Source organism: Enterococcus sp. LJL51 (assembly GCF_054871795.1).
Window position 1 is genome coordinate 42,268 of sequence record NZ_JBTXLW010000007.1, and the last position, 23,495, is coordinate 65,762.

Sequence of the window (23,495 nt, forward strand, 5' to 3'; positions counted from 1 at the left end):
CCGCCCTTCTTACTAATCCTAGCTTGTCAATCATTAACATTATCAATAAGGTACTTCCTTTCACTTTATTGATAAGAAATATCATTAAAGGTATCTACTGTATAGTGTTTTCCCTCTTTATGAAGGATGGTTAAGCTAGTGTTCTCCAAAGGGCCATTTTTGCGCCAGTTTCTTTTTTCCTGACCACTTAGATAATTAATCAGAACAATCAGCAATACGCCATGAGCAACAACCAGAACCTTGCCTTCCGGATGTCGCTCCTCTAGTTCACTGATTACAGCTGAGCCGCGGGCGACCAATTCATCATAAGTCTCCCCTCCAAAACCTGATGGGTCATATAAATCCGGACGTTCCCGCAGATATTTAGTTTGCTGATTCATAAAGTCAACCTTCATTGCCTCTTTTTCACCAAAGCCTATCTCTCTTAATCCATCATGATATTGCAACGTCATACCGTTCAGATGATGGTTCTCAGTCAGTATATAGTTTGCCGTATCCATGGCCCGTTTCTGCGTACTGACAACTACTTGGTCAAAAGCAATTCCCGCCAAGTGTTTTCCTAGCTTGCCTGCTTGTTCAATACCTTCTTGAAGCAACGGCGAGTCTGCCCCGCTTCCCTGAAAACTATCAGCTATGTTTAACTCAGTTTTTCCATGTCTCACGAAATAAAATGTTGTCATCTACTGTCTCTCCCTTTTCCTTCTACTGTCTTAGATTATAGCAGTTCTCCAGATTTCTGTCCTAATCATTTTCACTCTGCGGTCTTAAATCAAATATGATATGATAGGTTGGAGAAAAAACGGAGGTGGTCATTTGGATATACAAGAGTATCAAAAATGGATAAGCAGTTTTTACAAAGAACGCGGCTGGTACGAGCTGAATCCGTTCATTCGGGTCAGTTTTTTATCAGAAGAAACGGGCGAAGTGGCACAAGCTGTTCGAGCGCTGGAAATTGGACGCGACCGTCCCGATGAGATAGAAAAAGAACCTGAAGCCCTTAAACAGCAATTAACAGAGGAACTGGGAGATGTTCTAGATAATATCTTTATCCTGGCCGACAAATACGATATCCGCTTAACAGATATTTTAAGTACCCATCAGGAAAAATTGATAAAAAGATTTCATTCTGATTTATAAAGGAGGACTGACAATGGCAAAAACAATACAGATACGAAAGGCGCAGGATGATGATTACTCTGAATTGATGCTAATTGAAAATCAAATTTGGACAAATGAAAACTCACCTATCCTACATCATTACAATGATGTAGAGGAATATGCAGCTAAACAAAAGGACGAGCTGATTTTTGTTGCTGTTCAGGAGGAACAGCTAATTGGATTTGTCAACGTTCATCAGCCAACTCATCTGCCTTCACATAAACACCAGTGGATGATTGGCATTGGTGTCCATCCCGATTATCAGTCATCCGGAGCTGGACGAAAGCTGCTGGATTATTTAAAAATGACTGCTCCTTCCTACGGAATTCACAAACTTTCCTTACGGGTAATGGGAACCAACAACCGGGCCATTAACTTCTACAAGCGCAACGGCTTTGTTGAAGAGGGACACTTGCGTGATGAATTCTATATCAACGATGCCTATTGCGATGATTATCTCTTTGCTTATTTTCTACAAAAAACAGAAAAATAATTTAGACTCTGCTAAAGCCCGAAGATACACAACTAATTAGCGCACTATTCTGAGGTAAAAGGGTGACTGCGCGTTTCCAATTATCTCACCCCTGTTTGTGCAAAACGAATAAAGTTAATGAAAAAATGATTTAATTTTGTCTTTTCTGCTTGCCTGCACTTCTTAACTCTGCTATTTTAATGAAGGTGTTGCTTTTTATACACAATATAAAATAACCGATACTTAAAAAAATCTGATTTATTACCATTAAAAAGCTTTCAACGTGTAAAATAGAAAAGGAGTGCAGATATTGAATAAAAAACTTTCCTGGCGGGATTACCTCTTTGTAGGGTCCATGCTGTTCGGTTTGTTCTTCGGAGCAGGCAATTTAATTTTTCCAGTTCATTTAGGGCAAGAGGCTGGAGCAGCTGTCTTTTCGGCAAATCTTGGTTTCCTACTTACTGGTATTGGTCTTCCCTTTTTAGGTGTGATTGCTATCGGAATCTCTAAAAGCAACGGCTTGTTCGATTTGGCCAATCGCGTGAATCGATCGTATGCCATTATTTTTACTTCATTATTATATTTAACGATTGGTCCATTTTTTGCTTTGCCTAGATTGGCAACAACCTCTTTTGAAATTGGACTTGCTCCTTTCGTTGAGCTGAAACAGCAACCTCTTTTTCTAGCTTTATTTTCTATTTTATTCTTTTTTACAGCCTGGTTTTTATCTAGAAAGCCATCTATGATTCTTGATTATGTTGGAAAATTTTTAAATCCAATTTTTCTAGTTTTGTTAGGTGTGCTGCTTCTACTAGCCTTTTTAAAGCCATTGGGGGTTGTATCTTCTGCACCGATTGGGGAAGCTTACAGTCAATACGCTTTCTTTAAAGGCTTTACTGAAGGTTATAACACATTGGATGCTCTTGCGTCTTTGGCTTTTGGCATCATCATCGTGACAACAATTCGCGGAATGGGCGTTACAGAACCGAACGCTGTTGCAAAGGACACTGTAAAATCCGGTGCTGTTAGTATTTTATTAATGGGTATTATCTATACCTTGTTGGCCTACATGGGTGCAATGAGTATCGGTACCTTTAAACTTAGTGAAAATGGCGGGATTGCCCTTGCTCAAATTGCCAATCATTATTTAGGCAGCTGGGGCTCGCTGCTGTTGACCTTAATTATTATTGTTGCCTGCTTAAAAACAGCTATTGGTCTGATTACGGCTTTTGCGGAAACCTTTTCTGAGCTGTTTCCTAAAGGAAAATATCCTATGTATATAGCTGTTGCCAGCATCCTGCCTTGTTTATTTGCTAATGTTGGGCTGACCAATATCATTCAATTTTCAATTCCAGTATTGATGTTCCTGTATCCTCTGGCAATCACGCTAATGCTGCTGGTGATTCTAAGTCCGCTATTTAAGCATCGTACAGAGGTTTATCGTATGACAACCTATTTCACCCTATTTGCTGCTTTTTTAGATGCACTAAACAGTGCCCCGGCTTTTATTAAAGAGAATTCCATCATTACTACAATTATTCAACTATCTGAAGCATATTTGCCTTTCTTTACAATTGGCATGGGCTGGATTGTTCCCGCTGTAACAGGCTTTCTATTAGGAATTTTATGGAGCGCGGTCAGTTCAAAAAATGAAAACCACTTAAATAAATAAACTATAAATAAGCCAGCTTTTTAAAAGTTGGTTTATTTTATATATATTTTCCAATTAATTCGTAAATAAAAATGAAAATTTTATTATTTTTTTATCTTATTATTGGCATTCGGCAAGCTATCTATTAGAATGAGCATAGGAGGGATGCGTTTACTATGCTATTTGATGAATTAATGATGGACAATAGTACCTTAATCAAATTTCAAATTTATAAAAAAATTTCAAGTTTGAATCAAACAATAATACCTGTTTCCCAAGTAGCAAAGCTATTTGATCTTAGCTATCAGCAGACACTGATTATTTTGACTGAAATCAATCAAGAGATTATGGCCTATAATAATAAACAGTCTTCTATCTTAAAAAAAGCTGGTAAAATCAATGCGGAGCATCTAACTATCAGTATCGATGAATATCGGTATTTAACATTAAAAAAATCTATCCCCTTTTTATTCATTTTATACTTTTTAAATCATGATCAACCTACGATTGAAGACTTTTGTGAACGCCACTATGTTAGTCAGTCTACGGTTTCACGAAAAATGATTCCCCTAAAAAAACATGTCAAACAATTTAATCTACGCTTTAGCTTTCGTGAAGCAAATTTAACTGGAGATGAACGAGTCGTCCGAGTAGCACTGTTCAATACTCTTTGGCTGGGTACACGCGGACTTTTTTGGCCGTTTACGCGTGTATCGCGTGAGGAAGCAGAAAAGCTGGTTCATGATTTTTCAGAATATTTCCCATTAACTCGCACCTATCTAGGACTGCGTGAGTTATCTTTTTTTGCAGCAATTTTTCTTTCCAGAGCTCAAAAAAAATTTTTTGTGTCTTATGATTCCAACTATGATTTTTTAATGAAGGACAACCCTTACTATGATTTTAAGCGCTTAAACAAAAGTCTCGGGCCTGTCAAAGCTTTACCACCGGCTATAGCGAAGGGGGAAAGTAGTTTCATTTTTTTCCTGGCCCACTATGCCCCGTTCTACACGATGCAAGATGATCCTTCACTTTATCAAACCTTATTTGATTTTTCAAAACAAGATAATGAGGTGATACACTTTGTCGATGCGTTTTTAAATTACAGCCAGAAAGAGTTTTTCTATAATCAGCCTGAAATAAAAAAAGATCCCTTATTGAAAGGAAATCTTCTTAATATTTTCTTTGTTTATTATGTTCTCAGACATCCATTTCCAAATCTACAGAGTTTAGTTGTTGATTCGGAAAACCGTATGCCGAAAGTCGAAAAGCAATTAGAACAGGTAATCCTGCGCTTTCTTGAAAATAAATTGAATGATTCAGCTTATCCTTATTTATCGAAAATCCAGAAGCCGTTAACAAAGTCCCTTAAGAATCTCATGCTTCCTTACTGCAATCAGTTTCAATGCTCCAAAGTTATTAAAGTCGGCATCGCCTTTGAGCATAATTTTCTGCTGATTAGAAACCTCTATCAGTTTCTCAATCAGCTTGATTTTGTAGAGGTTACACCTTACATAGATAAACTGACTCACAAGTATGATTTGGTCATCAGTTCATCTTTACTGCCGCTGGAAACATATCCAACGCTTCCTCTTCACTGCATGGATTTATCTTACGGAGATGAAGAGTTGGCACACCTATACGTCCGGCTTCACCGGTTATATAAAGAAAAAAATGCCGCATTCGACTATTAAAATAGAGAAGAACAATTTTCTATTAGTTTATGTATGACACTTAATTAGATTCCAGAAAAAAACAAAAAGGGGGTGGACAAAAACATGTCTCCACCCCCTAAAGCTGAATAAAGCGTATTTCAACAATCCTATACTAGGATTAGAAAAGAGAGCTGTAAAAGCAAATAAAGCGAACTAGACAAAAATAGCTTATCGATGTGCCTCCCCTGAATTAGAAAAAGTTCTAATCTGAGGGTGCGCATCTCAGCAAGCTATTTTTGCCTAGTTCGCTTTATTTCTCGTACCTGAATATTCTTGTCACAACCACTCTCAAACAAAAACTATTCATACTTTACTTCAACTAGATAAAGCCCCTCCGGATGAGCTGTTGGACCAGCTGCATTGCGGTCTTTAGCTGCCAGTATTTCGGCTATCGATGTTTCAGCCATACGTCCGTTACCTATTTTCAGTAGTGTTCCCACTAAAATACGAATCATTTTATAGAGAAAACCATCCCCTCGAAAAGTAAACAGCAGCTCATCTCCCGCTGGGTTAGTCGTCATCTTTGCTTCATAGATTGTACGTACCTTATCATCCACACTACTACCAGAAGCACAAAATGAAGTAAAATCATGCGTGCCAATCAGCTCCGGCAACGCCTGTTGGATTTTCTCCAGATTTAACGGATAAGGATAATAGCTTGCATAGAATCTGCGAAAAGGACTCCGCGGTTTTCCAATATCCACTCGAAACTCATAAGTCTTTTCTATTACATGGTATCTTGCATGGAAATCATCAGCGACCTTTTCTACACTGCGCACACTAATATCTTCAGGCGTCTGAGTATCTAAGCCGTAACGCATTCGTTCCAGCGGCCGATCTTCAGGATAGTCAAAATGAATGACCTGTCCCTTCGCATGCACACCTGCATCAGTTCTACCTGAACCAAAAATCGTAATTGATTTTCCATTATTCATTTTCTTTAAGGTTTTCTCCAGTTCAGCTTGAACAGTCCGGCCATTCGGCTGATTCTGAAACCCATTATAATTTGTTCCATCGTATGCAATTACAGCTTTGTAACGAGGCATTTTGTTCACCTTTTCTATAAGTTAGCTTCTGATAAAAATAAGTGCAACAGTCAGCAGTACGAAAATGAGCATGACTATTGTATCACCTTTCTGCCAGTGAAGAATTCGATATTTTGTTCTTCCTTCTCCGCCTTGGTAGCCTCGAGCTTCCATTGCGGTTGCTAAATCTTCTGCACGGTTAAAGCTGCTGACAAAGAGCGGAATTAGTAAAGGAATGACTGCCTTCATTTTTTGAATCAGATTTCCCTCTCCAAAATCCACACCCCTCGCACGCTGTGCATTCATAATCTTCTCTGTTTCATCCATCAATGTGGGAACAAAACGTAATGCAATAGAGAGCATCAAAGAAATTTCATGTACAGGTAGCTTAACTACTTTAAACGGACGTAATAAATACTCTATGGCATCTGATAAAGCTAAAGGCGGGGTTGTTAAAGTCAGTAAAGTAGACATAAAAATAATTAGAATAAAACGGCAGAAAATGAATAACCCATTAACCACACCAAATTCAGTTACTGAAAAGATTCCCCATTGAAAGTAAACAGTTCCTCCTTGCGTAAAGAGCATCTGCAGTGCGACTGTAAACAGAATCAGCCAAAGAAGCGGACGAATCCCTCTAATAAAGAAGCCAATATTGATTTTGGAAACAACGACTGCTGTCAGTGTGAATACCGCTAAAAGGCTGTAGGTCTGCCAATTATTTGCCATAAAGATAATGGCAATAAAATAGAAGCTGGCGAGAAGCTTTGCCCGAGGATCCATTTTATGAATAAATGAATCTCCTGGAATATATCGTCCAAAAATCAGTTTATTCATCATACTGATTCACCAGCCTTCATTTTTAAAATCTGATCAGCCAATTCATCAGCTGTAAGCGGCAGCTGAGTGATTGAAAACCCGCGAATTGCTAATTGTTCAGCAAACTCTGCAGCAGTTGGAACCCCTAACTGTTTCTCTTTCAGCCATTCAATATCCTGAAACACTTCTGACGGTTTACCGGTTTTCACGACTTTCCCTTTTTCAAGAACAAAAATATGATCTGCATAGTTCGCTGCATCATCCATCAAATGAGTCACTAAAACAATTGTCATTCCTTTTTCATGATGAAGCTGCCAGAACATCTCCATCATATCTTTACGTCCTCTGGGATCTAAGCCTGCAGTCGGTTCATCCAGCACTAGAACCTCAGGCTCCATTGCTAAAACTCCGGCAATTGCTACACGGCGCATTTGGCCGCCGGAAAGCTCAAAGGGTGAGCGGTCCAGATAGCTTTCGTCTAACCCTACTAGCTTCAACATCTTTTCCGCCAGCTTACGGGCCTCTTCTTCTGTTGCACCGAAGTTTCTTGGTCCAAACGCAATATCCTTTGCCACTGTTTCTTCAAACAGCTGTGCTTCTGGAAATTGAAAAACAATCCCGACCTTTTTACGAATCGGTTTCAAATTCTTATTATCTGTTTCCGCCGTAATCACTCGGTCACCAATATGAACGGTTCCCTTCGTCGGTTTCACCAATGCATTCAAATGCTGCAGCAAAGTAGATTTGCCGCTTCCAGTATGACCAACGATTGCAGAATAAGAACCATCTTCAATCATCATGTCGATATCAAATAATGCTCTCTGCTCAAATGGCGTATTTGGCTGATAGGTAAAATCTACTTGTTCAAAACGGATGTCCATAGCCATTCCACCATCCTTTCTTCGGTCAAATATTCTTGTGGAACATCAATACCCCGTTCCTTCAATGCAATTTTCAGCTTTTCCGGGAAAGGTAAATCAAGCCCCATTTCAATCAGTTCAGTCCCAGCCGAAAATATTTTTTCAGGTGTTCCCTCATCAACCAACTGTCCCTGACGCATTACTAGGATACGGTTTGCATTTGCTGCTTCATCTATATCGTGAGTAATAGAAATCACAGTTAGATTACTTTCTGCTTTGATTTCCTGAATGGTTGAAATTACTTCTTCGCGACCTTCGGGATCCAACATGCTCGTAGCCTCATCTAAAATGATAATATCCGGCCGTAATGCTACAACTCCAGCAATCGCCACACGCTGTTTTTGTCCGCCAGATAATCTTGCAGGCTCTCTAGTTGCCAAATGATCCATCCGTACTTTTTTTAACGCATCCGTTACTCTAATCACCATTTCATTGCGAGGTACTCCTTGATTTTCCAAGCCAAAGGCCACATCATCCTCGACAGTAGAACCAACGAACTGATTGTCAGGGTTTTGAAAAACCATTCCAACCATGCGGCGGATATCCCAGACATTTTCTTCATTTAGTTCTTTACCGCCTACTGAAATTTGACCAGATGCCGGCAGTAATAACCCATTAATGGTTTTAGCTAATGTTGATTTTCCAGAACCATTATGCCCGATAATTGCTACCCACTCTCCTTTTTTAATTGAAAAGGATACATCTTTCAATGCAGGATCTGCATCTTCTGGTTGGTAGTTGAAATTTATATTTTTAAGCTCAATGATTGATTCCATTACAAACGCTCCCGATTCTTTAGTATCATTGGAAAAATCAACTAATTCTATTTTTCTAACACTAGAGCCTGTCTGAAAACCATAGAGGAAACTAGATTTCCAGAAATTTTAGTGAAGGTCTAGAAAAGCATAGCATATGTGGTCCATAGCGATAGCTTTATGAAGATAAGTTCCATAAGAATCACGAACTACTCACCACTAGAGTTTTCAGGCAGACCCTAGGTACTATTATAACAAAAGTTACCAGTTAATGGGAACAGCCAAGTGTCTTGACAGCTATGTTTTATAAATAAAAATTAACTATGTATGTATCTGTTTTATGGTAAAAAAAAACACCTTATATGATGAGTGCCTATCCGCCGGGAATTCCCAGCGGATAGAGCGCGAGCTAGACTCGGAGTCGCCTCCAACATCATAACACTCTAAAAGAATCATCTATAAAGTGACGGTATAGTTTGATTATTAAACAAATTCCAAGATTACCATTGGCGCAGCATCTCCGCGTCTAGGTTCTGTTTTCAGGATACGAGTGTATCCGCCTTGACGTTCAGCGTAACGAGGTCCTAAGTCATTGAATAGTTTTTGTAAAGCTGATTCAACTACAATAGCCTCATTTTCTTCACGAACGCTGGCAACTTCATTACGTACGTAAGCAGCAGCTTGACGACGTGCATGAAGATCTCCACGTTTACCTAAAGTAATCATTTTTTCTGTTGTAGAACGAACTTCTTTCGCACGAGCTTCAGTCGTAACGATACGTTCGTTAATAATTAAGTCAGTTGTTAAGTCACGCAACATCGCTTTACGTTGGCTTGATGTGCGTCCTAATTTACGATAACCCACGTTGGTTTCCCTCCTTCGTTACTTTTTAACTACATTCTACATACAGCTTCAGCTGCTATCCGGTTGATAGCCTGCAAGCTACGCACACAGCTCGACTAAATTCTGGGAAAAAGTCAAACCAGTATCCTTAGTAAAACGTATTAATCGTCTTTACGTAAGCCTAAACCCAGATCATGCAATTTAAGTTTAACCTCTTCAAGAGATTTACGACCCAAATTACGTACTTTAATCATTTCAGGTTCAGATTTGTTTGTCAGCTCTTGTACAGTATTAATTCCTGCACGTTTCAAACAGTTATATGAACGAACAGACAAGTCTAATTCTTCAATGGTCATTTCCAGCATTTTTTCTTTCTGTGTTTCTTCTTTTTCAACCATGATTTCAGCATTTTTAGCTTCATCGGTTAGATTAACAAAGATGTCTAAATGTTCAGTCATGATCTTAGCGGCTAGACTAAGAGCTTCCTGAGGAATGATTGAACCATCTGTCCATATTTCCATTGTAAGCTTATCGAAATTATCACGACGACCAACACGTGCACTTTCTACTTGGTAGTTAACACGACGTACTGGTGTGTAGATAGAATCGACTGGAAGAACACCAATCGGCATATCTTCTTTTTTATTTTCGTCTGCTTGAACATAGCCACGACCAGGTTTTACTGTTAAGCGAGCATGAAAAGCAGCTCCTTCAGCAACACTACAGATAACTAAATCTTTATTTAGAATCTCAACATCGCTGTCAACGATGATATCACCGGCAGTAACTACAGCAGGTCCTGTAATATCGATCTCAAGGGTTTTTTCTTCTTCAGAATAAAGCTTTAACGCTAATCCTTTGATATTCAGAATGATTTGTGTCACGTCTTCTCTTACACCTTTAATAGTAGAGAATTCATGTAATACACCATCGATTTGAATATTAGTGATTGCAGCTCCTGGTAATGAAGACAACAAAATACGACGTAGAGAATTTCCTAAAGTAGTCCCATAACCCCGTTCCAGAGGTTCTACAACGAACTTGCCATAATCTCTATCTTCATCAATTTTTTCGATTCTTGGTTTTTCAAATTCAATCATTCTTATCTATACCCCTTTCAAAACGAAAAGTGTCTTGTTCAATGACGTTTTTGGTTCAAACTCAAAATGAGCAGCACTCATTAAACACGACGGCGTTTTGGAGGGCGGCATCCATTATGAGGAACTGGTGTAACGTCACGAATTGCAGTCACTTCTAAACCTGTTGCTTGTAATGAACGGATTGCTGCTTCACGTCCAGAACCAGGTCCTTTAACTGTTACTTCGACAGTTTTCAGTCCATGTTCTTGTGCTACTTTAGTTGCAGATTCTGCAGCCATTTGAGCGGCAAAAGGAGTTGATTTTTTGCTTCCTTTGAAGCCTAAAGCTCCTGCTGATGACCATGCCAATGCATTTCCGTGAGTATCGGTAATCATCACAATTGTATTATTGAAAGTAGAATGGATATGCGCGATACCTGCTTCTACATTCTTTTTCACACGGCGTTTACGACTAACTTTCTTTGCTGCCATGAAGTTCTAACCTCCTTCACTTAGGAATTATTTTTTCTTGCCTGCTACAGTACGAGCTGGGCCTTTACGAGTACGTGCATTATTTTTCGTGTTTTGTCCACGAGTTGGTAATCCACGACGATGACGGATTCCACGGTAAGAACCGATTTCCATCAAACGCTTGATGTTCAAGTTCACTTCACGACGAAGATCCCCTTCAACTTTTAACTTATCAATTTCTGCACGAATCGCATCTGTTTGTTCGTTTGTTAAGTCACGAACGCGAATTTCTTCTGATACGCCTGCATTAGCTAATACTTTTTTCGCTGTAGTGTTTCCAATACCAAAAATATAAGTAAGAGAAATTACTACGCGTTTGTCACGAGGAATGTCTACTCCTGCAATACGAGCCATTATTCGTTACACCTCCTATTATCCTTGACGCTGTTTATGTTTTGGATTTGCTGGGCAAATGACCATAACACGCCCTTTACGACGAATTACTTTACAATGCTCACACATTGGTTTTACTGATGGTCTTACTTTCATGATAATACCTCCTGAGATTTTACGGAGTACAATTATTTAAAGCGATAGGTTATACGACCGCGAGTTAAATCATATGGCGATAACTCGACAGTTACTTTATCCCCGGGTAAAATTCGGATGTAATGCATACGAATCTTACCAGAAACGTGAGCCAATACTTCATGCCCGTTCTCTAATTCAACTTTAAACATTGCATTCGGCAAAGTTTCGACGACTGTACCTTCGATTTCAATCATATCATCTTTTGCCACGCACAGTACCTCCTTGTACTTGTTTCGCATTTTCACACGATAAAACGGTGGAAACTGCAGCTCCCACCTAGAATTTTCAATTAAACTTCCAAGAAAATTTTCATAGAAGTCGGACTGATACATTTTACCATAAAACATTCTATATAGCAAGAGAGTCTAAGCTCAACAAAATCAAGGACTGTGTGCAGCTTGCAACTATGCGTCAATAATCGTCTTCACGTCAGAGAACACATCGTTGATTTCTCGATTTCCATCGATTGTGTGCAACAAGTTCTTTTCTTTATAGTAGGCCAAAATCGGCGCACTGCTTTTGATGTTTACTGTCAAACGATTTTTTACCGTTTCAGGCTTATCATCTTCTCTTTGATAGAACTCATGTCCGCCGCAGCGATCGCATGTTCCTTCCACTGTTGGAGGATTGAAAATTTTGTGATAAGTTGCTCCGCAGTTTTTACACATAAAGCGTCCCGCCAAGCGTTCAATCAACACATCTTCTTCTACATGAATGTCGATAACGGCATCGATTTTTTTATTTAACTCTTTAAGCATTTGGTCCAGAGCTTCCGCCTGATCCAGCGTTCTTGGAAAGCCGTCCAGCAAAAATCCTTTTGCTGTATCTGGTTCTGCCAAGCGCTCTTTGACGATTCCATTTGTTACTTCATCAGGAACCAGCTCGCCTTTGTCGATATAAGATTTTGCTTCAAGTCCAAGAGCAGTTTCATTTTTCATCGCAGCCCGAAACATATCACCTGTTGAAATATGGGGAATCCCGTATTCATCAATAATTCTTTCTGCCTGCGTGCCTTTTCCTGCTCCGGGAAGTCCCATTAAAATGAGGTTCATTCGCTTTCCTCCTAATTTTAAAGGCTGAATACAAAACTAGCCATATGTGAGAATGGTGCTGAGGAAGATCCTCAACACACGATTCCTACTTATTGATAAAGCCAACATATTGACGTTTCAACATTAAACCTTCTAATTGTTTTGCTGTTTCCAATGCAACACCGATGATAATCAGTAAGCTGGTTCCACCTAAGCCGATTGATTGCGGCAGGTTCCAAAGCATTTGTGCAATGATAGGCAACAATGCAATGACACCCAAAAAGATAGAGCCGACAACACTTAATCTCATCAAGAGTCCGGATACATAATCTTCTGTCCCTTTACCTGGCCGTACACTTGGAATATAGCTTCCCTGTTTTTGCAGGTTTTCCGCAAGTTTCTCCGGATTTACCTGAACAAACGCATAGAAGAATGTAAAAGCGACGATCAGCACAGTATAGATAGTTGCACCTGGAATCGTGTTGTAGTCGAAAATTTCTGTCATAATTTCATACCATGTTTCACCAGCATAATTTGAAGCGAAGCCCTGCAGAATTGCATTAGGCGTCGAAATCAAGGAACTGGCAAAGATTACCGGAATAACACCGGCGGCATTTACTTTTAATGGCAGATAGCTGCTGGTTGGCGCTCCTGATACACGTTTTGTATACTGAATTGGGATTTTTCTCTCTGCCTGTTGTACAAACGTAACAACTGTGACAATGATTAAAATCGCAATAACCAGAATGACAACAAAAATGATAGAACTTACAAGCTCAGAAGAGTCAATATTGATGAAGTAGTCTTCAATAATCTCTTTGATGGACCCAGGTACACCTGAGATAATCCCGGCAAAGATAATCATTGAAACACCATTTCCAATACCCTTTTCTGTAATTTGTTCCCCCATCCATGTAACAAACAGCGTGCCTGCAGTTAAGATAACTGCAATCATTACAAATGTTGCTGGTGTTGGATTTTTCACTATACCAACCTGGCTTAGCGTATTAAATCCATAGGTTAGACCGATTGATTGCGCAATTCCAAGGACAATCGTCAAATAACGAGTCACCTGGTTTAGCTTTTTACGACCGACTTCCCCTTGTTTCGACCATTCAACAAATTTTGGTATGATGTCCATTTGCAGCAGCTGAACAATAATCGACGCCGTAATATATGGAGAAACCCCCATCGCAAAGATGGAGAAGTTCTGCATAGCACTACCACTGACGATATTCAGCATATTTAGAAATGGTAAGCTGCTTAATTCTTGTAAACCTTTTGCATTTACGCCAGGCACTGTAATATGTGCACCTAAACGAAATACAGCCAGTATGAATATGGTAAAGAATATTTTTGATCTAATGTCTTTGACTTTAAAAGCATCTTTCAATAGTTTGAACATTAGATCACCTCGATAGACCCACCAGCAGCTTCAATCGCTTCTTGTGCTGCTTTAGAGAATTTTGCTGCTTTAACAGTCAATTTCTTCGTTAATTCACCATTAGCAAGAACTTTAATTCCAGCTTTTTCGCTCTTAACGATCCCTGCTTCTTTCAAGACAACAGGTGTTACTTCAGCTCCATCTTCGAATCGATTCAATACATCTAAATTGATTACTGCATATTCTTTACGGTTGATATTTGTAAAACCGCGTTTTGGTAAACGACGGAATAATGGAGTTTGACCCCCTTCAAATCCTAAACGTACACCACCGCCTGAACGAGCTTTTTGCCCTTTTTGTCCACGACCTGATGTTTTACCATTACCAGATGAAGTACCACGTCCAACACGGTTACGTACTTTACGGGAACCTTCAGCAGGTTTTAATTCATGAAGTTTCATTGTGGTTTGGCACCTCCTTAAACAATCTAATTAATTGAGTAAAATTAAACTTCTTCTACGTCCACTAAATGAGAGATAGTGTTAACCATGCCTTTGATAGCTTCATTAGCTGGTTTAACAACTGTACTGTTCATTTTTTTCAATCCCAACGCTTTTACTGTATCACGTTGATTTTGAGGACGTCCGATAACACTGCGTTTTAAAGTAATTTTTAATTCAGCCATTATGTTTGTCCTCCTTATCCTACGATTTCTTCTACAGATTTGCCGCGAAGTGCTGCCACTTCTTCGACGCGTTTTAATTGTGTCAACCCGTCAACTGTTGCACGAACAACGTTGATTGGTGTGTTTGAACCTAGTGATTTAGATGTGATATCGGCTACTCCAGCCAATTCCAATACGGCACGAACTGGTCCGCCCGCTGCAACCCCAGAACCTTCTACTGCAGGTTTCATCAGGATACGTCCGCCGCCGAACACTCCGATAACTTCATGAGGGATGGTAGAACCAACCATAGGAACTTCAATTAAGTTTTTCTTCGCATCTTCAATCGCTTTACGAATTGCTTCTGGTACTTCTTGGGCTTTCCCAGTACCGAAGCCAACATGACCGTTTTTATCACCTACAACCACTAAAGCTGCGAAACGTAGACGACGTCCACCTTTAACAACTTTTGTTACACGGTTGATTGCAACAACGCGGTCTTCTAATTCCAAATGTTTTGGATCGATGTAAACCATTAATGGTGTTCCTCCTTCTCCTAAAATTCTAGTCCATTTTCACGAGCAGCTTCTGCTAAAGCTTGCACGCGGCCATGGTAAAGGTATCCACCACGGTCAAAGACTACTACTTTAATACCTTTTTCAGCAGCACGTTCTGCAACTAGTTTACCTACTGCAGCAGCTTGCTCAACTTTTGTTTCACCTGAAATTTCTTTCTCTAAGGCAGAGGCACTTGCTAGCGTTACACCCGCTACGTCATCAATAATTTGAGCGTAGATGTTTTTGTTAGAGCGAAAAACGTTCAAGCGTGGGCACTCAGCAGTACCAGAGATTTTGTTACGCACACGACGATGTCTCTTCTGACGTGTTTTGTTTTTATCTGGTTTTGTAATCACAATTGTCACCTCTTTGATTTGATAAACTGCTGAATCAGCAGTTCTCATTCAGGAACAGTAATAAAGGATAGGTGGAAAATCAGCTTTAGCGATTTTCCTACACATCTTTTATTATTATTTACCTGTTTTACCTTCTTTACGGCGTACGTATTCGCCAACATAGCGGATACCTTTGCCTTTGTAAGGCTCTGGAGGACGAACGCCGCGGATGTTCGCTGCTAATTCGCCTACAACTTCTTTATTGATACCTTTTACAACGATTTGTGTATTTGAAGGTACGTCAAATGTTACACCTTCCGGTGCTGTCATTTCTACGGGATGAGAGTAACCAACGTTTAAAGTTAGTTTGCTTCCCTGTGCCTGCGCACGGTACCCAACCCCGATAAGTTCCAACGCTTTTTCAAACCCGGCACTTACACCAACAACCATGTTGTTGAAGTTCGCACGAGTTGTTCCGTGGATTGTTTTCATTTCTTTGCTGTCATTTGGACGAGTGAATGTTACCTCGTTTCCTTCGATATTCATTTTAATATCAGCTGAAAACTCACGAGTTAATTCACCTTTTGGTCCTTTTACAGTGACGTTGTTTCCTTCTTGCTTCACTTCAACGCCAGCAGGAAGAACAACTACTTTATTACCAATACGGCTCACTTAGAGACACCTCCTTGTGTATTCTTTAAAATTACCATACGTAGGCGATTACTTCGCCGCCGATGTTTTTCGCTCTAGCTTCTTTATCAGTAACAACACCTTCTGAAGTAGAGATGATCGCAATACCTAAACCGTTCAGTACTTTTGGTACTTCGTCAGCTTTTACGTAAGCACGTAAACCTGGTTTAGAGATACGTTTTAAGTTAGTGATAACACGCTCGTCGTCTTTACCGTATTTTAGGAAAACACGGATCACGCCTTGCTTGTCATCTTCAATATATTCTACATCGCGAACGAATCCTTCACGTTTCAGGATTTCTGCGATATCACGTTTGATTTTTGATGCAGGTACTTCTAAGCTCTCATGTTTAACCATGTTCGCATTACGAATGCGAGTTAGAAAATCTGCAATTGGATCTGTCATGACCATTGAACTAGTTACCTCCTTTATGCAAGTTTACTTGTTTACCAGCTAGCTTTCTTCACGCCGGGAATTTGACCTTTATAGGCAAGTTCGCGGAAGCAAATACGGCAAAGATGAAATTTACGATAAACTGAATGTGGACGTCCGCAACGTTCGCAGCGTGTATAAGCCTGTGTTGAATGTTTAGCAGGGCGTTTGTTTTTAGCAATCATTGATTTTTTAGCCACGTAGTTCGCCTCCTTATTTTATTTTTGGAATGGCATGCCTAGTTGTCCCAACAACTCACGAGATTCTTCGTCTGTGTTTGCTGTTGTAACGATAACGATATCCATACCACGTACTTTATCTACTAAATCATAATCCACTTCTGGGAAGATTAATTGTTCTTTAATACCTAAAGTGTAGTTACCGCGTCCGTCAAAGGCTTTTTTACTGATACCGTGGAAGTCACGTACACGAGGTAGAGAAACTGAAACCAGTTTATCCAGGAATTCGTACATTCTTTCTCCGCGCAGTGTTACTTTCGCACCGATCGGCATTCCTTCACGAAGACGGAATCCAGCGATTGATTTTTTTGCTTTAGTGATGATTGGCTTTTGACCAGAGATTAAAGCTAATTCTTCAACAGCTTTATCTAAGTTCTTAGCATTTGATACTGCATCACCCACACCCATATTGATAACAATTTTCTCAACTTTTGGTGTTTGCATGATTGAACTATAATTGAATTTTTCCATCAATGATGGTGTTACTTCTTTAATATATTTTTCTTTCAGGCGGTTCATTCAATAAGCCCCTCCTTCCTCAATGTTTATTTATCTAAAACTTCACCTGTTTTTTTAGAAACACGTACTTTTTTACCGTCTACTTCTTTGTAGCCAACTTTAGTAGCTTCACCGTTAGAAGGATCGATCACCATCACGTTAGAAACATGAATCGGTGCCGGCTGTTCCAAGATTCCTCCTTGAGGAGCATCTTGACTAGGTTTCTGGTGTTTTTTCATGATGTTGATGCCATCAACGATCACTTTGTCTTTTTTAGGAAACGCTTCTAGAACAACGCCTTCCTTGTTTTTATCTTTACCAGTGATAACTTTTACTTTATCGCCTTTTTTAACAAACATTAGTGTTTCGCACCTCCTTTGATAAGTGTCTCGATTATAATACTTCTGGTGCAAGAGAAACGATCTTCATGAAGTTGTTCTCACGTAATTCACGTGCAACAGGTCCGAAGATACGTGTACCGCGCGGGCTCTTATCATCACGGATGATTACCGCAGCATTTTCGTCGAATTTAATGTAAGAACCGTCTGGACGACGAGCTCCTGATTTTGTACGAACGATAACGGCTTTAACTACTTCACCTTTTTTGACAACACCACCTGGCGTTGCTTGTTTAACCGTAGCAACAATTACGTCACCAATATTAGCAGTTTTACGACCAGAACCACCAAGGACTTTGATCGTTAGAATTTCACGCGCACCTGAGTTGTCAGCAACTCTTAATCGGCTTTCTTGTTGGATCACGATGTGTATCCTCCTTTCAGATTTATACTCAATCTATATAGGAAAATCTCGTTTTATTAGATAACAACTGCTTCTTCGACTACCTCTAGTAAACGGAAACGTTTTGTAGCTGATAATGGACGAGTTTCCATGATTCTTACGATGTCTCCAACTTTTGCAGTGTTGTTTTCATCATGTGCTTTGTACTTTTTAGAATATTTCATGCGTTTACCGTAGATAGGGTGGTTTTTCTTTGTTTCAACGACAACTGTGATTGTTTTATCCATTTTGTCAGAAACTACACGTCCCTGGTAAACCTTACGTTGATTTCTTTCTTCAGACATACGCGTTTGGCCTCCTTCCACTATTAGTTAGCTTGTTCACGCAATACTGTTTTGATGCGTGCAATCGATTGACGTACTTCTTTAATACGTGCAGTGTTTTCTAATTGTCCTGTTGCTAGTTGGAATCTAAGGTTAAACAATTCTTCTTTCAATTGTTTTTCCTGGTCAAGCATTTCGGCAGTGGTTAATTCTCTGATATCTTTAACCTTCATTCGATTCACCACCCATTTCCTCACGTTTTACGATCTTAGTTTTTACTGGCAGTTTGTGGGATGCAAGGCGCAGAGCTTCGCGAGCAACTTCTTCAGGAACGCCGGCAATCTCAAACATGATTTTACCACGTTTAACTGGAGATACCCATCCTTCAGGAGCACCTTTACCTTTACCCATACGAACACCAATAGCTTTACTAGTATATGATTTGTGAGGGAAAATTTTGATCCATACTTTCCCGCCACGTTTCATATAACGAGTCATGGCAATACGGGCAGCTTCGATTTGTCTGTTTGTGATCCAATGAGATTCAGTTGCCTGAAGACCCCATTCACCAAAAACGACTTCTTTTCCGCCTTTTGCTTCACCGCGCATTTTACCTCTAAACTCACGACGGTGTTTTACACGTTTAGGTACTAACATGCTTATTTCCCTCCTTTCTCAGTGTTTTTTTTCGCTGGAAGAATCTCTCCACGATAGATCCACACTTTTACTCCTAATTTTCCGTAAGTTGTGTCTGCTTCTTCCCATGCGTAGTCAATATCGGCACGCAATGTATGAAGAGGAACAGTTCCTTCTGAATATCCTTCTGAACGAGCAATATCTGCACCATTCAAACGACCGGATACTTGTGTTTTGATTCCTTGAGCGCCTGAACGCATTGTGCGTTGAATCGCTTGTTTTTGTGCACGACGGAAAGCTACACGGTTTTCTAATTGACGTGCAATTCCTTCGCCGACCAATTTAGCATCTAAATCTGGTTTTTTGATTTCAACGATGTTGATGTGAACTCTTTTACCAGTTAGTTTATTTAGTTCTTTTCTAAGGTTTTCAACTTCAGATCCGCCTTTACCGATAACCATACCCGGTTTAGCTGTGTGGATTGAAATGTTCACACGGTTTGCAGCGCGCTCGATCTCAATTGTAGACACAGCGGCATCAGCAAGTTTTTTAGCGATGAATTTACGGATTCTTAAATCTTCGTGTAAGAATTCAGCATACTCTTTTTCAGCATACCATTTTGCATCCCAGTCGCGGATGATGCCTACACGCATTCCAATTGGATGTACTTTTTGACCCACTGGTTGTCCCTCCTCTTATCATTTGAGGCTTGTTTTTAACAAGCTGCTCTTTTTGAGGTCCGGCAGCCATTGTTGCAGCACATAGCATCTGTTAAGCAGAACTGATGTGGTACAGTGCAAGGCTCCTCCTCTTATCCTTTTAAGGATTATTTTTCTGATACTACTACTGTAATATGACTTGTACGTTTCATGATTGGTGATGCTGAACCTTTAGCACGCGGACGGAACCGTTTCATAGTTGGTCCTTCGTTAACAAAAGCTTCAGATACAACAAGATTTTCAACATCTAAGTCAAAGTTGTTTTCTGCGTTAGCAACTGCTGACATTAAAACTTTTTCAATGATTCCAGCAGATTTGTTTGGTGTGAATTTCAAAATTGAAATTGCATCTCCAACGCTTTTTCCTCTGATAAGATCGATTACTAAACGTGCTTTACGAGGAGAAGTGCGAACTGTTTTCGCAGTTGCTTTAGCTGATGTGATTTGTTCTGCCATGTTGATGTTTCCCTCCCTCAAAATTAACGTCTAGTTTTCTTATCATCGGCAGCATGCCCACGATAAGTTCTAGTTGGTGCAAATTCACCTAATTTATGTCCTACCATATCTTCTTGAATGTATACTGGAACGTGTTTACGTCCATCATATACAGCAATTGTAAATCCAACAAATTGTGGAAAAATTGTAGAGCGGCGAGACCAAGTTTTAATTACTTTTTTCTTTTCAGCGCCTTGTTGAGCTTCGACTTTCTTCATTAAATGATCATCAGCGAAAGGCCCTTTTTTCAAACTACGACCCATGGTGAACCTCCTCTCAAAATGTACGACACATGGTCAAAAATATAAATCTTGTTAAATAAACAATCTCTATTATTATCTCTTTTGTTTTTAACAAAAGACACGTTTCGTGTAATGTAGCTTTCACAAAATTTATATAGATTATTTAGTACGGCGACGAACGATAAGTTTGTCGGATTTGGCTTTTTTGTTACGAGTTTTGTAACCCAATGCTGGTTGACCCCAAGGTGATACTGGAGCTTTACGTCCGATTGGAGTTTTACCTTCACCACCACCGTGTGGGTGATCGTTAGGATTCATTACGCTACCACGTACAGTTGGACGCTTGCGCATCCAGCGAGAACGACCGGCTTTACCGATGTTGATTAGTTCGTGTTGCTCGTTACCAACTGAACCGACTGTTGCACGGCAAGTTGCCAAGATCATACGAACTTCGCCTGAGTTCAGACGGATCAATACGTATTTACCTTCTTTACCAAGTACTTGTGCACTTGTACCAGCTGAACGGATTAATTGTCCGCCTTTACCTGGCTTCATTTCGATGTTGTGAACAACAGTACCGACTGGAATGTTACTCAACGGCAGTGCGTTCCCAACTTTGATGTCTGATTCTGGACCGGAAACGATTTTTGTTCCAACTTCCAATCCTTTAGGTGCTAAGATGTAAGCTTTCACTCCATCTTCATAGTGTACTAATGCAATGTTAGCTGAACGGTTCGGATCGTACTCGATCGTTTGAACAGTTGCAACAACGTTGTCTTTGTTACGCTTGAAGTCGATCACGCGGTATTGGCGTTTGTGTCCGCCACCATGATGACGAACAGTAATGCGACCGTTGTTGTTACGACCAGCATGATTTTTTAACGGCTGTAGTAATGTTTTTTCTGGTGTAGAAGTTGTGATTTCAGCGAAATCAGAACTAGTCATATTACGACGGCCGTTTGTGGTAGGTTTGTACTTTTTAATCGCCACGTCTTGTTTCCCTCCTACTTTACTTCGATCATTATCTCAGGTTCTGCTTTTATTCAGCAGCTTCGAAAATTTGAATTCCTTTTGAATCTTCAGTCAATGTCACAATAGCTTTGCGACGTTTTTTAGTATATCCTGCATATTTGCCCATGCGTTTGAATTTAGGACGCACGTTGATGATATTCACGTTTTTAACTTTTACGTCAAACGCAGCTTCAACAGCTTGTTTCACTAAAGTTTTGTTCGCGCGAACGTCTACTTCGAACGTATATTTTTGTTCGTCCATAGCAAGCATTGATTTCTCAGTGATTACCGGGCGTTTGATTACGTCTAGTAAGTTCATTATGCAAGCACCTCCTCAATTTGAGTAAGAGCAGTTTGCGTTGCTAGCATTTTTTGGCTTGAAACAATATCCAATACGCTGATGTTGTCTGAAGTGACAACTGTTACGTTTGGCAAGTTACGAGCAGATAATGCTGCAAAGTCATTCTCAGGTTCAAGAACCACCAATACTTTTGTATCGATAGACAAATTACCAAGAACTTGTCTGAATTCTTTTGTTTTTGGTGCGTCGAAGTTCAAGCCTTCAACTGCTACCAGATTACTTTCAGCAACTTTTTCTGACAATACAGATTTCATTGCTAAACGACGAACTTTTTTAGGAAGTTTGTAGCTGTAAGAACGTGGTGTTGGTCCGAAAACTACGCCACCTCCACGCCATTGTGGTGAACGGATTGAACCTTGACGGGCACGACCTGTTCCTTTTTGACGCCATGGCTTACGGCCACCGCCGCGAACAGCACTGCGGTTTTTCACAGCATGTGTTCCCTGTCTTAATGAAGCGCGCTGCATGATGATTGCATCGTATACAACACTTTCATTTGGTTCGATTCCGAAGATTTCTTCGTTTAAAGTGATTTCACCATTTTGAGTTCCATCTTGTTTAAATAATGCTACATTCGGCATTCCTTAGTTCCTCCTTTCCTACACGATTATTTAGCTTTTACAGCTGATTTGATTGTGATTAATGATTTTTTAGATCCAGGAATGTTTCCTTTGATCAGAATTACGTTTTTGTCTGCGTCCACTCTAACAATTTCAAGGTTTTGAATTGTTACGCGGTTGCCACCCATACGGCCGGCAAGCTTTTTATTTTTAAACACACGGTTTGGTGCAACTGGACCCATTGACCCAGGACGACGGTGGTAACGGGAACCGTGAGACATTGGTCCGCGGCTTTGTCCATGGCGTTTGATAACCCCTTGGAATCCTTTACCTTTCGTAGTACCTGTAACATCAACGATGTCTCCTGCTTGGAAAACATCTACAGCGATTTCGTCTCCAACTTTATATTCTCCCAGCTCAACATCTTTGAATTCCTTAATGAAGCGCTTAGGAGCCGTGTTTGCTTTTGCAACATGACCTTTCGCAGGTTTGTTCGCTAATACTTCACGTTTGTCTTGGTACCCGACTTGAATTGCTTCGTAGCCGTCTGTTCCAGTTGTTTTCACTTGTAGTACTACATTAGGAGTAGCTTCTACAACTGTTACCGGGATCAGCTCACCAGATTCTGTAAAGATTTGCGTCATTCCGACTTTTTTCCCTAAGATTCCTTTGGTCATGAGTACACCTCCATCATCTTGTTTTTTTTATTATAGTTTGATCTCAATGTTCACACCAGATGGTAAGTCAAGCTTCATTAAAGCATCAACTGTTTTTGGTGTTGGGTTCACAATGTCAATCAGACGTTTGTGAGTACGCATTTCGAATTGTTCGCGTGAATCTTTGTATTTATGTGTCGCACGAATAACAGTGTAAAGACTGCGTTCAGTTGGTAATGGAATTGGACCAGATACGCCAGCTCCAGTTCTTTTTGCAGTTTCTACGATTTTATCCGCTGATTGATCTAAAATACGATGTTCATACGCTTTTAAACGGATACGAATTTTTTGTTTTGCCATCTTGTTTCCCTCCTTCGCCTATTTTGAAAAGTAGACATGGCTCCACGAAAATCTCCGTCACGCTCG

General features: G+C 40.0%; 38 protein-coding genes. 4 read left to right on the top strand and 34 right to left on the bottom strand.

Features of this window, described 5'->3' with window-relative positions; translation table 11 throughout:
• Positions 1 to 65: 65 nt before the first annotated feature.
• Positions 66 to 680: a histidine phosphatase family protein gene (locus tag ACYSNQ_RS08705; RefSeq protein ID WP_426082549.1), complete on the bottom strand. Its 615-nt coding sequence runs from the start codon at positions 678 to 680 to the stop codon at positions 66 to 68.
• A 133-nt stretch (positions 681 to 813) separates the two neighbouring features.
• On the opposite strand from ACYSNQ_RS08705, the gene ACYSNQ_RS08710 reads away from it, so the two are divergent.
• The 4 genes from ACYSNQ_RS08710 to ACYSNQ_RS08725 all read left to right on the top strand — a co-directional run bounded on the left by ACYSNQ_RS08710 (position 814) and on the right by ACYSNQ_RS08725 (position 4,972).
• Complete coding sequence (locus ACYSNQ_RS08710) at positions 814 to 1,137, top strand: MazG nucleotide pyrophosphohydrolase domain-containing protein (RefSeq protein WP_426082551.1); 324 nt, start codon at positions 814 to 816, stop codon at positions 1,135 to 1,137.
• Positions 1,138 to 1,150: 13 nt separating this feature from the next.
• Entirely contained in the window at positions 1,151 to 1,651 is a 501-nt protein-coding gene (locus tag ACYSNQ_RS08715; protein ID WP_426082552.1) for a GNAT family N-acetyltransferase, read from the top strand.
• 289 nt (positions 1,652 to 1,940) lie between these two features.
• A complete protein-coding gene (gene brnQ / locus ACYSNQ_RS08720; protein ID WP_426082553.1) occupies positions 1,941 to 3,302 on the top strand; it encodes a branched-chain amino acid transport system II carrier protein in 1,362 nt (453 codons plus the stop codon).
• Between the two features lie 155 nt (positions 3,303 to 3,457).
• Positions 3,458 to 4,972 (top strand): helix-turn-helix domain-containing protein, encoded by a 1,515-nt coding sequence (locus ACYSNQ_RS08725; protein ID WP_426082555.1) that lies wholly within the window; start codon positions 3,458 to 3,460, stop codon positions 4,970 to 4,972.
• Between the two features lie 320 nt (positions 4,973 to 5,292).
• Here the strand turns inward: ACYSNQ_RS08725 and truA are convergent, their stop codons facing one another.
• From truA to rpsJ, 33 genes are all read right to left on the bottom strand, one after another.
• The gene (gene truA, locus ACYSNQ_RS08730) at positions 5,293 to 6,039 is read right to left on the bottom strand and encodes a tRNA pseudouridine(38-40) synthase TruA (RefSeq protein WP_426082556.1); all 747 of its coding nucleotides are present in this window, start codon (positions 6,037 to 6,039) and stop codon (positions 5,293 to 5,295) included.
• A gap of 21 nt (positions 6,040 to 6,060) precedes the next feature.
• Positions 6,061 to 6,858, bottom strand: a complete 798-nt coding sequence (locus ACYSNQ_RS08735; RefSeq protein WP_426082558.1) for an energy-coupling factor transporter transmembrane component T family protein — start codon at positions 6,856 to 6,858, stop codon at positions 6,061 to 6,063.
• Positions 6,855 to 7,718, bottom strand: a complete 864-nt coding sequence (locus ACYSNQ_RS08740; RefSeq protein WP_426082559.1) for an energy-coupling factor ABC transporter ATP-binding protein — start codon at positions 7,716 to 7,718, stop codon at positions 6,855 to 6,857. Before ACYSNQ_RS08740 ends, ACYSNQ_RS08735 begins: the two co-directional genes overlap by 4 nt.
• On the bottom strand, positions 7,694 to 8,533 hold the full coding sequence (locus tag ACYSNQ_RS08745) for an energy-coupling factor ABC transporter ATP-binding protein (RefSeq protein WP_426082560.1): 840 nt from the start codon (positions 8,531 to 8,533) through the stop codon (positions 7,694 to 7,696). The genes ACYSNQ_RS08740 and ACYSNQ_RS08745 overlap by 25 nt, the downstream gene beginning before the upstream one ends.
• A gap of 462 nt (positions 8,534 to 8,995) precedes the next feature.
• Positions 8,996 to 9,376 (bottom strand): 50S ribosomal protein L17, encoded by a 381-nt coding sequence (gene rplQ / locus ACYSNQ_RS08750; protein ID WP_229441613.1) that lies wholly within the window; start codon positions 9,374 to 9,376, stop codon positions 8,996 to 8,998.
• Positions 9,377 to 9,516: 140 nt separating this feature from the next.
• On the bottom strand, positions 9,517 to 10,455 hold the full coding sequence (locus tag ACYSNQ_RS08755; RefSeq protein ID WP_426082561.1) for a DNA-directed RNA polymerase subunit alpha: 939 nt from the start codon (positions 10,453 to 10,455) through the stop codon (positions 9,517 to 9,519).
• Between the two features lie 80 nt (positions 10,456 to 10,535).
• A complete protein-coding gene (gene rpsK, locus ACYSNQ_RS08760) occupies positions 10,536 to 10,925 on the bottom strand; it encodes a 30S ribosomal protein S11 (RefSeq protein WP_426082562.1) in 390 nt (129 codons plus the stop codon).
• A gap of 27 nt (positions 10,926 to 10,952) precedes the next feature.
• Positions 10,953 to 11,318 carry a 30S ribosomal protein S13 gene (gene rpsM, locus ACYSNQ_RS08765; protein WP_426082564.1) on the bottom strand — a complete coding sequence of 122 codons (366 nt, stop codon included), beginning with the start codon at positions 11,316 to 11,318 and terminating at the stop codon, positions 10,953 to 10,955.
• Between the two features lie 18 nt (positions 11,319 to 11,336).
• A complete protein-coding gene (gene rpmJ, locus ACYSNQ_RS08770; protein WP_002288710.1) occupies positions 11,337 to 11,453 on the bottom strand; it encodes a 50S ribosomal protein L36 in 117 nt (38 codons plus the stop codon).
• 32 nt (positions 11,454 to 11,485) lie between these two features.
• Positions 11,486 to 11,704, bottom strand: coding sequence for a translation initiation factor IF-1 (infA, locus tag ACYSNQ_RS08775; RefSeq protein ID WP_013773088.1), 219 nt, complete (start codon positions 11,702 to 11,704; stop codon positions 11,486 to 11,488).
• Between the two features lie 195 nt (positions 11,705 to 11,899).
• Complete coding sequence (locus tag ACYSNQ_RS08780) at positions 11,900 to 12,547, bottom strand: adenylate kinase (RefSeq protein ID WP_426082567.1); 648 nt, start codon at positions 12,545 to 12,547, stop codon at positions 11,900 to 11,902.
• A gap of 85 nt (positions 12,548 to 12,632) precedes the next feature.
• On the bottom strand, positions 12,633 to 13,931 hold the full coding sequence (secY, locus tag ACYSNQ_RS08785) for a preprotein translocase subunit SecY (protein ID WP_426082568.1): 1,299 nt from the start codon (positions 13,929 to 13,931) through the stop codon (positions 12,633 to 12,635).
• Entirely contained in the window at positions 13,931 to 14,371 is a 441-nt protein-coding gene (rplO, locus tag ACYSNQ_RS08790; protein WP_426082570.1) for a 50S ribosomal protein L15, read from the bottom strand. The genes secY and rplO overlap by 1 nt, the downstream gene beginning before the upstream one ends.
• A 44-nt stretch (positions 14,372 to 14,415) precedes the next feature.
• A complete protein-coding gene (gene rpmD / locus ACYSNQ_RS08795) occupies positions 14,416 to 14,595 on the bottom strand; it encodes a 50S ribosomal protein L30 (RefSeq protein ID WP_426082572.1) in 180 nt (59 codons plus the stop codon).
• 14 nt (positions 14,596 to 14,609) lie between these two features.
• Positions 14,610 to 15,110, bottom strand: a complete 501-nt coding sequence (rpsE, locus tag ACYSNQ_RS08800; protein ID WP_426082574.1) for a 30S ribosomal protein S5 — start codon at positions 15,108 to 15,110, stop codon at positions 14,610 to 14,612.
• 20 nt (positions 15,111 to 15,130) lie between these two features.
• The gene (gene rplR / locus ACYSNQ_RS08805; protein WP_426082576.1) at positions 15,131 to 15,487 is read right to left on the bottom strand and encodes a 50S ribosomal protein L18; all 357 of its coding nucleotides are present in this window, start codon (positions 15,485 to 15,487) and stop codon (positions 15,131 to 15,133) included.
• 114 nt (positions 15,488 to 15,601) lie between these two features.
• Positions 15,602 to 16,138: a 50S ribosomal protein L6 gene (gene rplF / locus ACYSNQ_RS08810; RefSeq protein WP_426082578.1), complete on the bottom strand. Its 537-nt coding sequence runs from the start codon at positions 16,136 to 16,138 to the stop codon at positions 15,602 to 15,604.
• Between the two features lie 31 nt (positions 16,139 to 16,169).
• A complete protein-coding gene (rpsH, locus tag ACYSNQ_RS08815; RefSeq protein WP_426082579.1) occupies positions 16,170 to 16,568 on the bottom strand; it encodes a 30S ribosomal protein S8 in 399 nt (132 codons plus the stop codon).
• A gap of 35 nt (positions 16,569 to 16,603) precedes the next feature.
• A complete protein-coding gene (locus ACYSNQ_RS08820) occupies positions 16,604 to 16,789 on the bottom strand; it encodes a type Z 30S ribosomal protein S14 (RefSeq protein ID WP_002356214.1) in 186 nt (61 codons plus the stop codon).
• Between the two features lie 18 nt (positions 16,790 to 16,807).
• Positions 16,808 to 17,347 carry a 50S ribosomal protein L5 gene (rplE, locus tag ACYSNQ_RS08825; RefSeq protein WP_202058253.1) on the bottom strand — a complete coding sequence of 180 codons (540 nt, stop codon included), beginning with the start codon at positions 17,345 to 17,347 and terminating at the stop codon, positions 16,808 to 16,810.
• 26 nt (positions 17,348 to 17,373) lie between these two features.
• Positions 17,374 to 17,685, bottom strand: coding sequence for a 50S ribosomal protein L24 (rplX, locus tag ACYSNQ_RS08830; RefSeq protein WP_426082582.1), 312 nt, complete (start codon positions 17,683 to 17,685; stop codon positions 17,374 to 17,376).
• A gap of 34 nt (positions 17,686 to 17,719) precedes the next feature.
• Positions 17,720 to 18,088: a 50S ribosomal protein L14 gene (gene rplN, locus ACYSNQ_RS08835; protein ID WP_086349668.1), complete on the bottom strand. Its 369-nt coding sequence runs from the start codon at positions 18,086 to 18,088 to the stop codon at positions 17,720 to 17,722.
• A 56-nt stretch (positions 18,089 to 18,144) separates the two neighbouring features.
• Entirely contained in the window at positions 18,145 to 18,411 is a 267-nt protein-coding gene (rpsQ, locus tag ACYSNQ_RS08840; protein ID WP_426082584.1) for a 30S ribosomal protein S17, read from the bottom strand.
• 23 nt (positions 18,412 to 18,434) lie between these two features.
• Positions 18,435 to 18,623 (bottom strand): 50S ribosomal protein L29, encoded by a 189-nt coding sequence (rpmC, locus tag ACYSNQ_RS08845; RefSeq protein ID WP_209557371.1) that lies wholly within the window; start codon positions 18,621 to 18,623, stop codon positions 18,435 to 18,437.
• The gene (gene rplP / locus ACYSNQ_RS08850; protein ID WP_289868718.1) at positions 18,613 to 19,047 is read right to left on the bottom strand and encodes a 50S ribosomal protein L16; all 435 of its coding nucleotides are present in this window, start codon (positions 19,045 to 19,047) and stop codon (positions 18,613 to 18,615) included. Before rplP ends, rpmC begins: the two co-directional genes overlap by 11 nt.
• 2 nt (positions 19,048 to 19,049) lie before the next feature.
• Entirely contained in the window at positions 19,050 to 19,706 is a 657-nt protein-coding gene (gene rpsC, locus ACYSNQ_RS08855; protein ID WP_426082586.1) for a 30S ribosomal protein S3, read from the bottom strand.
• Positions 19,707 to 19,852: 146 nt separating this feature from the next.
• The gene (gene rplV, locus ACYSNQ_RS08860; protein WP_426082588.1) at positions 19,853 to 20,200 is read right to left on the bottom strand and encodes a 50S ribosomal protein L22; all 348 of its coding nucleotides are present in this window, start codon (positions 20,198 to 20,200) and stop codon (positions 19,853 to 19,855) included.
• Between the two features lie 23 nt (positions 20,201 to 20,223).
• Complete coding sequence (rpsS, locus tag ACYSNQ_RS08865; protein WP_271493795.1) at positions 20,224 to 20,502, bottom strand: 30S ribosomal protein S19; 279 nt, start codon at positions 20,500 to 20,502, stop codon at positions 20,224 to 20,226.
• 138 nt (positions 20,503 to 20,640) lie between these two features.
• Positions 20,641 to 21,471 carry a 50S ribosomal protein L2 gene (gene rplB / locus ACYSNQ_RS08870; protein WP_426082589.1) on the bottom strand — a complete coding sequence of 277 codons (831 nt, stop codon included), beginning with the start codon at positions 21,469 to 21,471 and terminating at the stop codon, positions 20,641 to 20,643.
• A gap of 49 nt (positions 21,472 to 21,520) precedes the next feature.
• Complete coding sequence (gene rplW / locus ACYSNQ_RS08875; protein WP_426082590.1) at positions 21,521 to 21,811, bottom strand: 50S ribosomal protein L23; 291 nt, start codon at positions 21,809 to 21,811, stop codon at positions 21,521 to 21,523.
• Positions 21,811 to 22,434, bottom strand: coding sequence for a 50S ribosomal protein L4 (gene rplD / locus ACYSNQ_RS08880; protein WP_426082591.1), 624 nt, complete (start codon positions 22,432 to 22,434; stop codon positions 21,811 to 21,813). The genes rplW and rplD overlap by 1 nt, the downstream gene beginning before the upstream one ends.
• Before the next feature lie 26 nt (positions 22,435 to 22,460).
• Positions 22,461 to 23,090, bottom strand: coding sequence for a 50S ribosomal protein L3 (gene rplC, locus ACYSNQ_RS08885; RefSeq protein ID WP_426082592.1), 630 nt, complete (start codon positions 23,088 to 23,090; stop codon positions 22,461 to 22,463).
• Positions 23,091 to 23,120: 30 nt separating this feature from the next.
• Positions 23,121 to 23,429 (bottom strand): 30S ribosomal protein S10, encoded by a 309-nt coding sequence (gene rpsJ / locus ACYSNQ_RS08890; protein WP_010734471.1) that lies wholly within the window; start codon positions 23,427 to 23,429, stop codon positions 23,121 to 23,123.
• Positions 23,430 to 23,495 lie beyond the last annotated feature (66 nt).

Bases quoted from the DNA above. Each gene is read 5' to 3' on its own strand.
- rplO (WP_426082570.1), bottom strand. From the start codon at position 14,371: ATGAAACTTCATGAATTAAAACCTGCTGAAGGTTCCCGTAAAGTACGT.
- rplP (WP_289868718.1), bottom strand. From the start codon at position 19,047: ATGTTAGTACCTAAACGTGTAAAACACCGTCGTGAGTTTAGAGGTAAA.
- ACYSNQ_RS08705 (WP_426082549.1), bottom strand. From the start codon at position 680: ATGACAACATTTTATTTCGTGAGACATGGAAAAACTGAGTTAAACATA.
- ACYSNQ_RS08780 (WP_426082567.1), bottom strand. From the start codon at position 12,547: ATGAACCTCATTTTAATGGGACTTCCCGGAGCAGGAAAAGGCACGCAG.
- secY (WP_426082568.1), bottom strand. From the start codon at position 13,931: ATGTTCAAACTATTGAAAGATGCTTTTAAAGTCAAAGACATTAGATCA.
- rplX (WP_426082582.1), bottom strand. From the start codon at position 17,685: ATGTTTGTTAAAAAAGGCGATAAAGTAAAAGTTATCACTGGTAAAGAT.
- rpsS (WP_271493795.1), bottom strand. From the start codon at position 20,502: ATGGGTCGTAGTTTGAAAAAAGGGCCTTTCGCTGATGATCATTTAATG.
- rplC (WP_426082592.1), bottom strand. From the start codon at position 23,090: ATGACCAAAGGAATCTTAGGGAAAAAAGTCGGAATGACGCAAATCTTT.
- rpsQ (WP_426082584.1), bottom strand. From the start codon at position 18,411: ATGTCTGAAGAAAGAAATCAACGTAAGGTTTACCAGGGACGTGTAGTT.
- rpsH (WP_426082579.1), bottom strand. From the start codon at position 16,568: ATGGTCATGACAGATCCAATTGCAGATTTTCTAACTCGCATTCGTAAT.
- rpmD (WP_426082572.1), bottom strand. From the start codon at position 14,595: ATGGCTGAATTAAAAATTACTTTAAAACGCAGTGTTATCGGACGTCCT.
- rpsJ (WP_010734471.1), bottom strand. From the start codon at position 23,429: ATGGCAAAACAAAAAATTCGTATCCGTTTAAAAGCGTATGAACATCGT.
- rpsE (WP_426082574.1), bottom strand. From the start codon at position 15,110: ATGGTTTACATCGATCCAAAACATTTGGAATTAGAAGACCGCGTTGTT.
- rpsM (WP_426082564.1), bottom strand. From the start codon at position 11,318: ATGGCTCGTATTGCAGGAGTAGACATTCCTCGTGACAAACGCGTAGTA.
- ACYSNQ_RS08725 (WP_426082555.1), top strand. From the start codon at position 3,458: ATGCTATTTGATGAATTAATGATGGACAATAGTACCTTAATCAAATTT.
- rplW (WP_426082590.1), bottom strand. From the start codon at position 21,811: ATGAACTTACTAGACGTAATCAAACGCCCGGTAATCACTGAGAAATCA.
- rplD (WP_426082591.1), bottom strand. From the start codon at position 22,434: ATGCCGAATGTAGCATTATTTAAACAAGATGGAACTCAAAATGGTGAA.
- rpsK (WP_426082562.1), bottom strand. From the start codon at position 10,925: ATGGCAGCAAAGAAAGTTAGTCGTAAACGCCGTGTGAAAAAGAATGTA.
- ACYSNQ_RS08755 (WP_426082561.1), bottom strand. From the start codon at position 10,455: ATGATTGAATTTGAAAAACCAAGAATCGAAAAAATTGATGAAGATAGA.
- ACYSNQ_RS08735 (WP_426082558.1), bottom strand. From the start codon at position 6,858: ATGATGAATAAACTGATTTTTGGACGATATATTCCAGGAGATTCATTT.
- ACYSNQ_RS08745 (WP_426082560.1), bottom strand. From the start codon at position 8,533: ATGGAATCAATCATTGAGCTTAAAAATATAAATTTCAACTACCAACCA.
- rpmC (WP_209557371.1), bottom strand. From the start codon at position 18,623: ATGAAGGTTAAAGATATCAGAGAATTAACCACTGCCGAAATGCTTGAC.
- rplE (WP_202058253.1), bottom strand. From the start codon at position 17,347: ATGAACCGCCTGAAAGAAAAATATATTAAAGAAGTAACACCATCATTG.
- truA (WP_426082556.1), bottom strand. From the start codon at position 6,039: ATGCCTCGTTACAAAGCTGTAATTGCATACGATGGAACAAATTATAAT.
- rpmJ (WP_002288710.1), bottom strand. From the start codon at position 11,453: ATGAAAGTAAGACCATCAGTAAAACCAATGTGTGAGCATTGTAAAGTA.
- rplV (WP_426082588.1), bottom strand. From the start codon at position 20,200: ATGGCAGAACAAATCACATCAGCTAAAGCAACTGCGAAAACAGTTCGC.
- ACYSNQ_RS08715 (WP_426082552.1), top strand. From the start codon at position 1,151: ATGGCAAAAACAATACAGATACGAAAGGCGCAGGATGATGATTACTCT.
- ACYSNQ_RS08740 (WP_426082559.1), bottom strand. From the start codon at position 7,718: ATGGACATCCGTTTTGAACAAGTAGATTTTACCTATCAGCCAAATACG.